Annotated in this window: 9 protein-coding genes and 1 pseudogene; 4 read left to right on the top strand and 6 right to left on the bottom strand. The window is 67.5% G+C overall.

All coding sequences use genetic code 11. The annotated features are described in order from the left end of the window. Positions 1 to 2 precede the first annotated feature (2 nt). Positions 3 to 788 (bottom strand): SDR family oxidoreductase, encoded by a 786-nt coding sequence (locus tag CW359_RS00940; protein WP_105967730.1) that lies wholly within the window; start codon positions 786 to 788, stop codon positions 3 to 5. Between the two features lie 242 nt (positions 789 to 1,030). On the opposite strand from CW359_RS00940, the gene CW359_RS00935 reads away from it, so the two are divergent. Beyond that, the gene (locus CW359_RS00935) at positions 1,031 to 2,128 is read left to right on the top strand and encodes a zinc-dependent alcohol dehydrogenase (protein ID WP_198655025.1); all 1,098 of its coding nucleotides are present in this window, start codon (positions 1,031 to 1,033) and stop codon (positions 2,126 to 2,128) included. After that, the gene (locus tag CW359_RS00930; protein WP_232838146.1) at positions 2,125 to 3,297 is read left to right on the top strand and encodes a DUF3500 domain-containing protein; all 1,173 of its coding nucleotides are present in this window, start codon (positions 2,125 to 2,127) and stop codon (positions 3,295 to 3,297) included. Before CW359_RS00935 ends, CW359_RS00930 begins: the two co-directional genes overlap by 4 nt. Before the next feature lie 1,072 nt (positions 3,298 to 4,369). Here CW359_RS00930 and CW359_RS00925 read toward each other — a convergent pair. Next, positions 4,370 to 4,831: a hypothetical protein gene (locus tag CW359_RS00925; protein ID WP_105967728.1), complete on the bottom strand. Its 462-nt coding sequence runs from the start codon at positions 4,829 to 4,831 to the stop codon at positions 4,370 to 4,372. Positions 4,832 to 5,512: 681 nt separating this feature from the next. Between CW359_RS00925 and CW359_RS00920 the strand changes: the two genes are divergently transcribed. Together CW359_RS00920 and CW359_RS00915 are read left to right on the top strand one after the other, a co-directional pair. Next, complete coding sequence (locus tag CW359_RS00920; protein ID WP_157968449.1) at positions 5,513 to 6,529, top strand: hypothetical protein; 1,017 nt, start codon at positions 5,513 to 5,515, stop codon at positions 6,527 to 6,529. Next, on the top strand, positions 6,523 to 7,491 hold the full coding sequence (locus tag CW359_RS00915) for a glycoside hydrolase family 113 (RefSeq protein WP_105967726.1): 969 nt from the start codon (positions 6,523 to 6,525) through the stop codon (positions 7,489 to 7,491). Before CW359_RS00920 ends, CW359_RS00915 begins: the two co-directional genes overlap by 7 nt. A 172-nt stretch (positions 7,492 to 7,663) precedes the next feature. Here the strand turns inward: CW359_RS00915 and CW359_RS00910 are convergent. From CW359_RS00910 to CW359_RS00895, 4 genes and pseudogenes are all read right to left on the bottom strand, one after another. Beyond that, positions 7,664 to 8,484: pseudogene (locus tag CW359_RS00910) on the bottom strand (IS5 family transposase). 385 nt (positions 8,485 to 8,869) lie between these two features. After that, positions 8,870 to 10,102, bottom strand: a complete 1,233-nt coding sequence (locus CW359_RS00905) for a cytochrome P450 family protein (protein ID WP_105967725.1) — start codon at positions 10,100 to 10,102, stop codon at positions 8,870 to 8,872. A 51-nt stretch (positions 10,103 to 10,153) separates the two neighbouring features. Then, positions 10,154 to 10,984 carry an LLM class F420-dependent oxidoreductase gene (locus CW359_RS00900; protein ID WP_105967724.1) on the bottom strand — a complete coding sequence of 277 codons (831 nt, stop codon included), beginning with the start codon at positions 10,982 to 10,984 and terminating at the stop codon, positions 10,154 to 10,156. Between the two features lie 16 nt (positions 10,985 to 11,000). Next, a complete protein-coding gene (locus tag CW359_RS00895) occupies positions 11,001 to 12,560 on the bottom strand; it encodes a class I adenylate-forming enzyme family protein (RefSeq protein WP_105967723.1) in 1,560 nt (519 codons plus the stop codon). Positions 12,561 to 12,631 lie beyond the last annotated feature (71 nt).

Below are 12,631 nucleotides of genomic sequence, written 5' to 3'. Positions count from 1 at the left end.
GTTCAGATACTGGTGATGAGGCCGCCGTCGACACGAACGACAGAGCCGGTCACGTATGCGGCCTGCACGCTCGCCAGGAAGGCGACCACGGACGCGTATTCGTGCGGTTCGCCGTAGCGGCGCACGGGGATCGACGCGATGCTTTCCGCGGTGGTCTGCTCGACGCTCTTTCCCTCCCGCTCTGCCTTTGCCCGGTCCAGAAACCTGATTCGCTCAGTTCCTATTCTGCCCGGAAGGACGACGTTGCAGGTTATCCCGTCAGCGGCGACTTCCCGTGCCAGCGTTTTGGACCAGCCCAGGAGACCGGCACGAAGAGTGTTTGAGAGCCCCAGATTGGGGATGGGGGAAATGACTCCCGAACTGGTACTGGTAATGACCCGGCCCCAGCCTCGATTCTTCATGAGCGGGACCACTCTGTCGGTGATCGCTATCACCGACAACACCATCGACTGGAAATGCTTCGACCAGATCTCATGGTCCAGACCCAATACGGCCGAAGGCGGAGGGCCCCCGGTGTTGTTGACGAGGATGTCGACCGGACCGAGCGAGTCCTCGACGAGCCTGACATTCGCATCGACAGCGCCGAGATCTCCGAGGTCCCACTGAATCCCTACCGCCTTGCCGCCCGCGCTCTCCACTGCCTCCGCACTTCGGCGTGCCGCTTGCCCGTCAATATCGGCGAAGGCGACTCCGGCGCCCTCTTCTGCGAGCACCTGCCCGATTGCGCCACCGATACCTCCGCCACCACCCAGCACGAGCGCGGTACGGCCAGAAATTCCTAGGTCCATGGTTCCGCTCCTCGGTGGGTACCCAGATTTGCGGGCCCCATGTCGCAACATGATTTCTTGACGACCTTGGCACACACGCCGAAGCCGACACCAATAGGTTTTCCCCTCATGTCCTATAGGCAGCCCCTATGTGGCAGCGGTATGAAAGGCGGCCCGAGTGCGGCAAAGATGGATCCGAGGTACGGGCCTCCCGAGAATCGGGATTGGCCCGTGCCGCCGAAGCGCGAAACTGGAGACCCGATATGTCCTTGCCGGAAACCATGCAGGCGGCAGTGCTGGGTGAGCCGGGCATCGTCAGGACGACGACACGGCCCGTCCCTCATGTGGGACCCGAAGACGTCCTGGTCCATGTCCGCAGAGCCTCCTTGTGCGGCACGGACCTGAAGATCCGCAGCCGACACTTCTTCCCGCACGGCGGGCCCGCGGTCGACACGTTCACCCCGGGCCACGAGTACGCCGGAGTCGTCGCCGCCGTCGGAAGCACTGTCGACGAGTTCCGCGTCGGCGATCGGGTCGTGACCGAGGCACACCGAGGCTGCATGCGCTGCGCCAACTGTCTGGCCGGGGCGTACACCGACTGTCTGAACTACGGTCAGCGGCACAAGGGCCACCGGGTGCAGGGAATGACAGTGAACGGGGGGTTCGCCGAGTACGCCCTCAACCACGTCTCCACTCTCCACCGCCTGCCGGACTCGGTGGATTTCGACACCGCGGTCGTCCTGACCACCCTGGGCACGGTCATGCACGCCTTCGACGTTCTCGGCTCCCTGCTGGTCGGTGCCACCGTCGCCGTGATCGGCCCAGGGCCGATCGGCCTCCTGGCCACTCAGGTGGCGGTCGAGCTCGGCGCCCGGACGGTGGCTCTGATCGGCACGCGTGACGCCCGACTCGAGATCGGCAAGTCGTTCGGCGCCGACGTGGTGCTCAACTCCCGGAAGGGAGACGCCGTGACCGCGGTCCGCGAGGCGACGCGCGGTACGGGTGCCGACATCGTCCTGGAATGTTCGGGGGCGCCCAGGGCCGTGGACGACGCCCTCCGTATGGCCAAGCGCTCCGGGAAGGTCGTACTCGTCGGGTTCTTCGAGGAACCGGTGCGGGCCGACCTCAACCACGCCGTGATGAACGGCATCTCGATCGAGACGGTCCGCGGCGAGGGCACCGGTTCCATGGCCCGCGCCGTATCCCTCGCGGCCCGAGGACGTCTGCGTACCGCGGAACTGGTCACGCACCACTTCCCTCTACGGGACGTCGCCGAAGCGTTCGACACGTATGCCGAACGCCGGGGCAACGCCGTCAAGGTCATGCTGGACGTGTCCGAGGACGTGAAGAGCAACCCATGACGGTCGATTTCGGCGACGGGCCGGTGCCGGGCGATTCGGCACCCGAACGCGCGGCGGCGGTCATGGCCGCCGCGGCCACCACCTGGCTGGGCGCCCTCAGCCAGGACCAGAAGCGCTTCGCCCTATACGACTCACCACTCGTGCCCCGTGCCGAGGACGAGAGGCTGCGATGGTTCTACACCCCCACGAATCACGGCGGGCTGGCCGTCCGGGACCAGAGTGCACACCAACAGGGTCTGGCCATGCGGCTGGTGGCGACCGGGCTGTCCGAGGCCGGTTTCGCCACGGTGGCCACGGTGATGGGTCTGGAGAACGTCCTGGACCAGGTGGAAGGGTGGCGGACCGGCTGGGGCAGGGAGCGCGGACGCGATCCCGGCCTGTACTGGTTGAGGGTCTTCGGCCGGCCCGGCGATCCGGTGTGGGCCTGGAGATTCGGAGGCCACCACATCTCCCTGAACAACCTGGTCGTGGAGAACCGGCTCGTCTCGACGACACCGTGCTTCATCGGAGCGGACCCCGCGAGGACCGCGTTGCTGGGCGGATCCCTGTCCCCATTGGGCGGGGCCGAGGACCACGCGCGGCAGGTGGCACGGGGGCTGAGCAACCAGCAGTTCCGGCAGGCTCTGCTGCACCCCGCGGCGGTCTCCGACATCGTTTCCGGCAACCGTCCACGGGTCCGCGACGGTGACACGATGATGCACATGCAGGACCTGTGGCGGGGCCGGTTCGCAGATCCGGCACTGACCCGGCTCATCGACGACATCGACCGCCGGTCCGAAGAAGGCAGCGGCTACACCGAGGACGACCACGCGCGTCTGGCGATCACCGTTCCTCCCCGGGGTATCAGCGCACGCGACCTGGACGAAGAACAGCGTGCCGGGATACGTCGCCTGCTCGCCCTGTACACCGGCCGGGCTCCGGAAGCACTTGCCACGGCCCACGAGACCCGCTTCGCCGCCGAAGACGCCCTCGACGAAGTCCACTTCGGCTGGGCGGGCAGCCTGGCGGCCGGTGAGCCGCACTACTACCGGCTGCAGGGCCCCACCGTCCTGATCGAGTACGACAACACCCAGCGGCACGCCAACCACGCGCACTCGGTGTGGCGCGACCCGACATCGGACTTCGGTCTGGACGTCCTGGCCGAACACCGAGCAGCCACCGCGCACTGAACGCGAACTTCGTGTGTGGACTCTAACTTGAGGCACTCTCGGGTGAACTCGCGGACGAGGAAGCGGTGAGTCGGTGGCCGGCGAGCCCGGACGGCCGTCCGGCGTGCGGGACTCTGCCGGCCCGGTCGCACAGCCGCTACGTACGTCGCCTCGCCGACAGTGCCGCGCCGCAGCAGTGTGCCGACATGCGGATGCCGACGCGAAGCGCCTACCCCGGCCGGCCGCCTGGGGGCCGGACGGTGATGAGGATTCCGAGACCGGCATCCACAACTGAGGTCGCGATCGGTTGGCCTCACAGCGAGACGCACCGGACGGTATTTTCGAGCGTCCAAAGCATCCCGGCTCACCATCCTGTACCGCGGTGAACGGGTCGGGTCAGAGCCGCCGCAGGTCCTCGACATCAGAGCCCGGGGATCAGACCGTTCCACGGCGCTAGTCATCTCCGTGATGCTGTTCGTCAGCCAGCTTGTTCTCAAGTTCCGTCAGTTCCCGCTCACTGATCAGTGACGCGATCGGGCCGGTCTCCTCGGTGAAAGTGACACGGGTTCCGGAAGTGGAGATCCTTCGCACGAGGTTCTCCAGCGGCAGAGTAAGCCTCGACACTGCAAGCCTGTCCGTGATGCCCAGTGATGAATCAACCCACGCGCATTTATGGAGCAGGAAGTTCAGGACACATTCCTGACTTGCCCCCTCCGTCGACCGATCGCGAGCCAAAGCCTCTCTTACCGACCGGCTCAGAAAATCCTCCGTACTCTTCCCTGCTGCCCTGGCTCATGCGCGGATTCTCTTCTTGACCCCAGGAGCGAAGGGGATGCTCATCCGCAGCATTCCGTCCGGCCCCGGAAAGAGAGTGCACAGGACGTCGAGGGGTAGAGAGTCTTCGAGCCGCCGCCACATCTTTTTTGATGGCGCCCTCCTCGTCCTGTGCCGATAGGAGAACGGCGATGCTCTTACCGTTTTCCGACGGCGCCATCGACATACCGCTGACCCGTCGTGCAGTTTTCAACTCGACTCCGCTTACTGTCCGCGTCAGGATGATTTAAATGGCGTACAAGGGCATGAGATCTCCAGGTCAGTAGAGCGAGATGGGACCGTTGGGAAGCCAGCCCTCCAGGTAGCTGTAAAAAAGCAGGGTCGCGCCCTCCGGAGAGATCTCCTGGTGGCGGTATTTGAGCTCACCGATTCCCCGCCGGGTGTGTGACGGAGAGATCAGCTGAAAGCAATTCGACTCGTCTGGACTGATCCGCACGATGAAAACGTGAGAAATGATCCGGTGGTCGTGTTCCCGGCAGTGGGGCTCGTCTGTTTCGTGAACGCCGTAGACGGTTCCGAAGTGAGGGTTCTCGACGTGAAACCGTTCGGCGAGATACCGGGTTGCCCCGTCCTGGAATTCGGTTTCGGCCGTGAGTAGCACTTGCGGAACCGTCCAGCCGCCGCAGTAACCGTCGCACAGCATCAGGCGGTGCTGGTCGTCCAGGAGGAGCAGGAGGACCCGGCGGTCGGCGGCCGGCCGCACGACTGAGGAGGTTGCCATGCTGCAAGGCTGCCCATCTCGCTACTCAAGTAGCAATTCGAGGGCCGCCCCATGGGAGAATTTCCTGTTCAGGTCGTGTCGGACGCGTGCTGAGGGACACGGTCCGCCCTGCCTCATCGAGCTGCCTGAATGGCGGTGATTCCTGACTGCTCCTGCCACCTGTGGCATGTGTCATGGGTCGCGAAAGCGCTGAAGATGCGATTGAGGCTCGCGCGTCGGCGATTTTTGGCTCTGCAGCTGGTGAGCCGGTTCTCGCGGCCCGGCGGGAGCGTGCAGGTGTGACGCCCAGCTCGAGCAGCACCTCCGTGCGAGGGTGATGTGCGGGCATGTCCGGGCAGCTTCCCAGATTGCTATCTCTGCAGCAGATTGGGGCTGTCGCGTAGGTGGTCAGGAGGCTGACGCCGGGAAGTTTCAGGGCGCCGAGAGATGGCTTAGACCGTGTCTTACGTGGTGGGGCAGATGAACTCGTCACGCCCTTCGAACACGCCGCGAGGCAGGTGCCCGCGCCCGCGTGAGATCGAAATGGTCAGGCATGAACCGACGTCAGGCCGCGCATGGACGGAGGGCCAAGCACTTCTAGACGGAAGTCGTGCACTCCTGGACGGAAGACGGATGCCCGACCGCCGACGGTCTCTCTAGCGTCGACCGCACCGATGACGGCCCGGCCCCCAAAGGATCCTCATGCCCGTAATATCCGCTCCCGCCGCACTACCGCGGTCTCGGCACCGCTGGGCGGCCGTGGCCGGCCTGCTGATGCTGTCCCCGGTCAGCGCGGAGTACCTCATCGGCTACAGCGACAGCACGAACCGGCCGCTGGAGCTGCTGGCGGGTCTGCTCGTCCTCGCGCCGCTCTACGGAACCGTCGCGGTGCTCATCCGCGAGATCACTCGGCGCACCGGTCGCGGCTGGCCGACGATCCTGCTGCTGAGCGCGGCCTTCGGGGTGATCCAGGCCGGCTTGATCGACCAGACCCTGTTCCACCACGAGATCAACCCCGATGACCCCGACTGGGCGACCCAGGCGCTGGTCACCCTCATCCCGGGCCTGGGGGTCGATGCGGCGAGCTTGCTGAACTATGTCGGGGGGCATGTGATCTGGAGCTTCGCCGCTCCGATCGCGGTGGTCGAATCCTGTGCCCCGCGCATCGCTGACCGGCGGTGGCTGGGCCGGGTCGGCGTCGGCGTCATGGTGGCGCTGTGGGCGCTGAGCGCCGCGCTGATCTACAACGACACGGCAGCGGACTCCACCGCCGGCCCGGCGCACCTGATCGGCGCCGCAGTGGTCGCCATTGCCCTGATCGCCGCCGCGTTCACCGTCCGGCCTGCGAGGATCCAGTCGTCTGCGAAGACGCCGTCGTGGTGGCTGGTCGGCGGTGTCACAGGGGTCGCATGGTGCGCCAGTCAGCTGCTGCCGGCGACCTGGGTGGGGGTGACGGTGAACGTGGTCGCCATGGTCGTACTCGGCTGGCTGCTGCTGCGCTGGTCGCGCCGCCGGGGCTGGGGCCGCCGGCACGTACTGGCCGCCGCGGGCAGCGCCCTCGTCGTCCGCGCCGCGCTGTCCTTCCTGGTCGAACCGCTCGGCGGCAACGTGGAGGACACGATGAAGTACGCGGTGAACGCCGCAATGCTCGGTGGCGTCGCCGCCCTTCTCCTCATGGCCGCCCACCGACTGCGTCGACAGGAGCCGAGCGCATGCTGACCGTCCGCGGCATCTCATACCTGGTCGGCGAGGCGAGCACCGATGACGTGCGGCGGGACCTGGAGGTCATCTCCCGGGATCTGCACTGCACCACGGTGATGCTCATCGGGGACGGGAAGCGGTTGATCGATGCCGCCCGCACCGCCCTCGAGACCGGTCTCGGCGTCTACATCCGGCCCCACGTTCCCGAGCTGCCTCAGCCGAAGCTGCTGGAGCACCTGGACGCCGTCGCCGAGGCGGCCGAAGAACTCCGCCGGGAACACCCGGACCGAGTGACGCTCCTGGTCGGCAGCGAGTTCTCCCACACCGTGCCCGGCATTGTCCCCGGACCTCGCTCGTTCCTGCGCCTGAAGCTCATCGTGCGCTTCCATCGCCTGCTGCGGCGCAGGATCGACCGTCGGCTCCACCGGCTGCTCACCACCGCCGTGACCACCGCGCGGCGCCGCTTCGGCGGGCCGGTCACCTACTCCGCGGCCGGGTGGGAACACGTCGACTGGTCGCTGTTCGACCTGGTCGGCGTCAGCTTCTACCGTTCCGGCCGCAACCACACCACCTACGCAGACCGCCTGCGTGCCCTGGTTCGCGACCACGACAAGCCCGTCGTCATCACCGAGTTCGGGTGCGGTGCCTTCACCGGAGCCGACCAGCGGGGCGCCGGTTCCTTCTGGATCGTCAACTGGTTCGCCGTACCCCCGCGCATCCGCGGTGACCACCCCCGCGACGAGTCCGTCCAGGCCCGCTACCTCGGTGAACTCATCGACCAGTACGACGCGGAGGGCGTGCACGGCTGCTTCGTGTTCACCTTCGCCATGCCCGACTTCCCGTGTCACGACGATCCTCGTCTCGACATCGACAAGGCCGGCTTCGGGGTCGTGGCGGTGACCGGCGACGGTGCGTTCAGACCCAAGAAAGCGTTCCACGAGGTCGCGCGGCGCTACGGCGACACAGCCATGGAGGAATGACCGAGTGAGCGGAGCGGCCAGGCATCCAACACCGAACCCCCGAATGAGCCACGCAAACACCGCACCTCAAACCAGCGATGCGGATCCACGACCAACCTTCAGGGCATCTGGAGCACCAGCGTTGCTCCTTCTCATCGATATTTTCGGGCCCTGTGATCGCTAAGAGGATGTCTCACGTGTTGAGTTTTGCCAGCTTCTTGTAGCAGGTCAAGGCGGCGGCGAGGCCGAGGAAAGCGAGGAAGTGACTGCCCTTGCGTTCGTATCGGACGGTGAGCCGGCGATAGCCGAACAGCCAGGCGATCGACCGCTCGATCTTCCAGCGGTGGCGGCCGAGCCGCTCGCCGGACTCGATTCCCGGACGCGCGATCCGCGGGATCAGGCTGCGGCCGCGGAGCCAGGCCAGGTGGTCGGCGGAAAAGTACGCCTTGTCGGCCCGGATCTTGACCGGTCGCCGTCGGCGCGGTCCACGTCGGGAGCGGATGTCCGGTATCGCGAGGATCAGCGGCTTGAATGCCTGGCTGTCGTGCAGGTTCGCCCCCCGATACCGCGACGGCCAGAGGGATGCCCTGAGCGTCGGACAGGACATGCAGTTTGCTGCCCTTCTTGCTGCGATCGACCGGGTTCGGCCCGGTCAGTGATCCCCCCTTTTTTTGCACGGACGGACGCTGCGTCGATGATCGCCGAGGTCCAGTCGACCTCGCCCCTCGCCCCAAGTTCATCGAGGACCGTGCGGTGCAGCCGGCGCCACAAGCCCGCCTCGGTCCACACCGTGAACCGGCGATGCGCCGTCGCAGGAGACGTGCCGAACGTCGGCGGCAGATGCCGCCAGGCACAACCGCTGGTCAGCACGTACACCACGGCAGTGAACACAGCCCGCTCGTCACACGGAGCGGTCCCGCTACCCTGCGGACGAGCAGCGAACGACGGCAGCAACGGGGCGACCAGCTCCCAGAGTTCGTCAGGAACCAGCCGCTGCGACAGATCAGCAGCCACAACCGTTCACGATGCCGCACAGCCTATGCACCACGTGAGACATCCTCTTAATGCAGGCTGGGTGAAGTGCATGGACAAGCCTGGAGAGCACCCCGCCTGACCTGCGCAACGCAAGCCTGGCGAGACGTTCGGAAATGGTGCCCGACTCGTTCGGAAGCCTTCGGGTCGCATCGCCCTGACCTGCGGCGATTTGATTTCCCACAGACCCCACATCGAAGGGGTCTGGGACGCCCCTCTCCTGTAGGACTCACAAGCGTCGGCCGCGGACAACGGACAGGACCAAACCCTGTTGCTGCTTTGTACCTCGTCGCCCAGCTCGGCCGTACCTCAGGCACGGACACCGGAGAGCGATTCCGGTTGGTCCCACGGACCGGCGGAGTGGCGGTCAACCGCTCTCCTCGACCCCATCCGTACGCACAGGTAGGGAACGCACCCCACGATGGAGCATGCTGGGCCGCTGGGTCAGCTTTTCCGGGTCGATCGCCAGGTTCAGCACGGGGAACCGATTGAGGAGCCGTCCGAAGGCGATCTCGCTCTCGGCCCTGGCTAGCGGAGCGCCCACACAGTGGTGGATGCCATGGCCGAACGCGAGATGGCCCGTCGCGGAGCGGGTGACGTCGAGTGCGTCCGGGTCGGGGTAGCGGGCCGCGTCCCGGTTGGCCGCCAGGAGCCCGACGAAGACGAACTCGTCGGCCGGAATGGTCGTGTCGCCGACCGGGACCGCGGCGGTGGTGCGCCGGAAGTGACTGATGTTGGCGGAGCCGTCGAAGCGCAGGAACTCCTCTACGGCGCCCGGCAGCAGCGAAGGGTCGGCGCGCAGTGCGGCGAGCTGGTCCGGATTTCGCAGGAGGGCGAGTGTGCCGTTGCCGATGAGGTTGACGGTGGTGTCGAAGCCGCCGACGAACAGCACGACGGCGAGGGAGACGACCTCCTCGTGCGTGAGCCGGTCCTCGCCGTCGGCCGCGAGGATCAGCGAACTGAGGAGCCTGTCGTCGGGCTCGGCGCGCTTGGCCTCGACGATCGCGCTCACCAGGGTCAGCAGCGCGTTCGACGCCTTGTTCACCTCGTCCCGGTCGGCGTCGGAGGTCAGGATCTCGGAGGTGGTGCGGAACTCGGCCCGATCGCCTTCCGGGACTCCGAGCAGTTCGGAGATGACCGTGCTGACCAGCGGCGCCGCGTAGTCGTCGACGATGTCGAACTCGGTGCGCCCGGCCAGCGAGTCGAGCAGTTCGTCGGCGATCTCCTCGATCCGGGGGCGCAGCCGGTTCACCTGGCGCATGGTGAACGCCTTGCCGACGAGGCCGCGCAGCCGGGTGTGGTCCGGCGGATCCATGTTGATCATGGACTGCTGGATGGAGTGGGAGTAGTCGCGCTGCCGACTCATGTCGGTCTGGTGGAGCGTGAAGAGGTGCCCGGCGTCGGCCATGTTCTTGGACAGGCGCGGGTCGGCGAGCAGGGCCCGGCCCTCCTCGTAGGAGGTGATCAGCCAGACCTTCAGACCGGTGGGCATGATGGCCCGGTGGACGGCGCCCTCCGCGCGGAGCCGGTCGTAGACGGAGTGGGGATCACGGACGAAGTCGGCACCGAGCACCACGGGTTCGGTCGTCGGGGAGGACATGGGCTGACCGCCTTTCACTGGACGGTTGTGGTTCCTGGGGGAGGGGTCGGGTCAGTGGAGGCGGTCGCCGAGGCGGAGCGCGATCCGGTCGACGGTTCTCGTCATCCGGGCGGTGTCGAGGGGCCGTACCCAGATCAGGACACGGTCGACGCCCACCGCCTCGTAGGCGTCGACATCGCGGAGTTCCCCGCCGAAGAGGGTGACGGGCAGCGGCTCGTCGCTCCCGGGCTTACGGGCGGTCTTCTTGAACTCGGCGATCTGGTCGAGGACTCCGGTCCGGGCCATGGGGATCCACTCGTCGCCGTACGCGAGGACGCGCTCGGTGACGCCGGGGCCGTTGCCGCCGACGAGGACCGGCGGGTGGGGTGCCCGGACGGGCTTGGGCCAGGACGTGATGTCGGCGAAGTCGACGAACTCGCCGTGGTAGGAGGCGATGTCGTGGGTCCAGATCTCCCGCATGGCCTCGACGCGCTCGCGCATGACCTGCCAGCGGTCGTCGGGGTTCGTGCCGTGGTTGCGCAACTCCTGCTTGATCCAGCCGGACCCCACCCCGAAGTTCATCCGGCCGCCGGAGAGCACGTCCACCGACGCGACCGCCTTGGCGGTGACGATCGGGTCGCGCTCCGGGACCAGCAGGATCGCGGTGCCGATCTGCAGGGTCGAGGTGGCCTGCGCGAGGGCCCCCAGGACGGTGAACGGATCCATGCCGTTCCTGAACTCCGGCGCGAGGCCCGCGACATCGTCCTTCTCGGGCGTGACCGCCGGGATGTGGGTGTGGTCGGGCACGAACAGGGACTCGAAGCCACGGTCCTCCAGAAGGACACCGAGATCACCGGGCGCGATGGCGTCCCGGGTGGGGAACATGACGAAGCCGAACTTCATGACGGGCAGTCCTCCCTCAGTCCGAGTTCGCCGACGAGCCCGACGGGGCCGACGTGCCCGGGGAGACCGTCGTGTCCGCCCGGGACGACGGCGTGTACTCGGCCGCCAGCCGCTGCCGGCCGAGCTTCCCGCTGGGCAGCACCGGCAGTTTCTCGACGACACGGATCTCGCCGGGGTGCTTGTACGCGCCGATCCGCCCGGCCAGATGCTCCAGCAGCGCCGCCGGCTCCACGGTGCGCCCCGGCTCCGTCTCGACCAGGGCGACCGCTCGTTCGCCGGTGAGGGTGTCGGGTACGCCGAAGACGAGGGCCGCCGCGACATCGGGGTGCGCGGCGATCGCCTGCTCGATCTCCAGCGGCGAGATCGGATAGCCCTCGACCATGATCAGGTCCTTCCTGCGGCCCACGAACAGCAGACAGCCGTCCTCCCGCCGCCGGACCACGTCCCCGCTGGCGAGCCACTCCGTACGGTCGAAGAGGTCCACGCCCGACCCGTTCCACGACCCCACGGGCCGGGACGGGGTACGCAGCAGCAGCTCGCCCTCCTCCTCACCCTCCGGGGCGTCGACCCGGACCTCCACGCCGGGCAGCGGCCAGCCGATGGACGGCACGTCGACGGCGTCGATGCGTGGCTGTTCGATCACGGGCGCGGCGGTCTCCGTCATGCCGTAGACGCCGGTCAGGGAGGCACCGAAGGTCCCCGCGAAGTCCCGGCTCAGCTCGATCGGGCACGCGTCGCCGCCAGCCACACACCGCGTCCCCGTCAGGTCGGGCGCCGGTTCGGCGGCGGCACGGGCCTCGGCGAGCAGGGCGCGGAAGGTGGTCGGCGCCCCGCCGATCCAGCCGAAACGGTGGGTGCGCAGCATGCGCAGGATGACGTCCGGGGTGTTCGTCGGCGTCAGGGCCAGCGGACTGCCCCGGCGCAACGAGGTGAGCAGCACGAGGATGCCCCACGGGTTCATCAGGTTGATCATGTAGTACGTGGCGTCGGCGTGCCCGACCCCCTGGGCCGCCGTCAGGTCCAGGCCTGCTTCCAGGGTGGCCTGGGACAGCACGAGGCTCTTGGGCCGCCCGGTGGTCCCCGACGTGTAGAAGATGGCGGCGAGTTCGTCCGGGCCGACGTCGTCGGTGGGGGAGGGGGAGTCCGCGAGGAGGCCGCTCCACGGCTCGGTCGTCGTGGTCCCCGGCGAGTCGAGGATCCACGCGCGCTCGACCGTCTCCCGCTTCTCGATCACCGCCGCGCACGGCTCGTGGACCTCAACCTCGCCGATGTAGAACCGGGGCGCGCTGTCCTCGACCAGCTGATCCACCTCGCCCGCCGACAGCTTGTGGCTCACCGGCACGATCACCGCGCCGACCCGCAGACAGGCGTAGTAGACCGAGACCAGCTCGTACCGGTTGGACAGGTGCACCGCGACCCGCTCGCCCGTGCGCAGCCCGGCCCGCAGCAGCCCGGCGGCGACCCGGTCGGCGAGGGAGAGCAGGGTCCCGTACGACACGGCGTCGTCGAGGGCGACCAGCGCGGGCGCGTCCGGTTGCCGGAGCGCGACCTGCTGGAAGTCCGAGAAGATTGACATGAGTTCCTCCAGTTGATCGCCGAGCGGGACCTCGGGACGGAGAGCGGTCCGGACCGAGGCCGGGGGATGGT

Origin of the sequence: Streptomyces geranii, assembly GCF_002954775.1 — a bacterium.
GTDB classification, from domain to species: Bacteria; Actinomycetota; Actinomycetes; order Streptomycetales; family Streptomycetaceae; genus Streptomyces; species Streptomyces geranii.
Note: the sequence above shows the minus strand (reverse complement) of the source record. Positions and strands in the feature narration are given on the sequence as shown.

Bases quoted from the DNA above. Each gene is read 5' to 3' on its own strand.
- CW359_RS00940 (WP_105967730.1), bottom strand. From the start codon at position 788: ATGGACCTAGGAATTTCTGGCCGTACCGCGCTCGTGCTGGGTGGTGGC.
- CW359_RS00935 (WP_198655025.1), top strand. From the start codon at position 1,031: ATGTCCTTGCCGGAAACCATGCAGGCGGCAGTGCTGGGTGAGCCGGGC.
- CW359_RS00930 (WP_232838146.1), top strand. From the start codon at position 2,125: ATGACGGTCGATTTCGGCGACGGGCCGGTGCCGGGCGATTCGGCACCC.
- CW359_RS00925 (WP_105967728.1), bottom strand. From the start codon at position 4,831: ATGGCAACCTCCTCAGTCGTGCGGCCGGCCGCCGACCGCCGGGTCCTC.
- CW359_RS00920 (WP_157968449.1), top strand. From the start codon at position 5,513: ATGCCCGTAATATCCGCTCCCGCCGCACTACCGCGGTCTCGGCACCGC.
- CW359_RS00915 (WP_105967726.1), top strand. From the start codon at position 6,523: ATGCTGACCGTCCGCGGCATCTCATACCTGGTCGGCGAGGCGAGCACC.
- CW359_RS00905 (WP_105967725.1), bottom strand. From the start codon at position 10,102: ATGTCCTCCCCGACGACCGAACCCGTGGTGCTCGGTGCCGACTTCGTC.
- CW359_RS00900 (WP_105967724.1), bottom strand. From the start codon at position 10,984: ATGAAGTTCGGCTTCGTCATGTTCCCCACCCGGGACGCCATCGCGCCC.
- CW359_RS00895 (WP_105967723.1), bottom strand. From the start codon at position 12,560: ATGTCAATCTTCTCGGACTTCCAGCAGGTCGCGCTCCGGCAACCGGAC.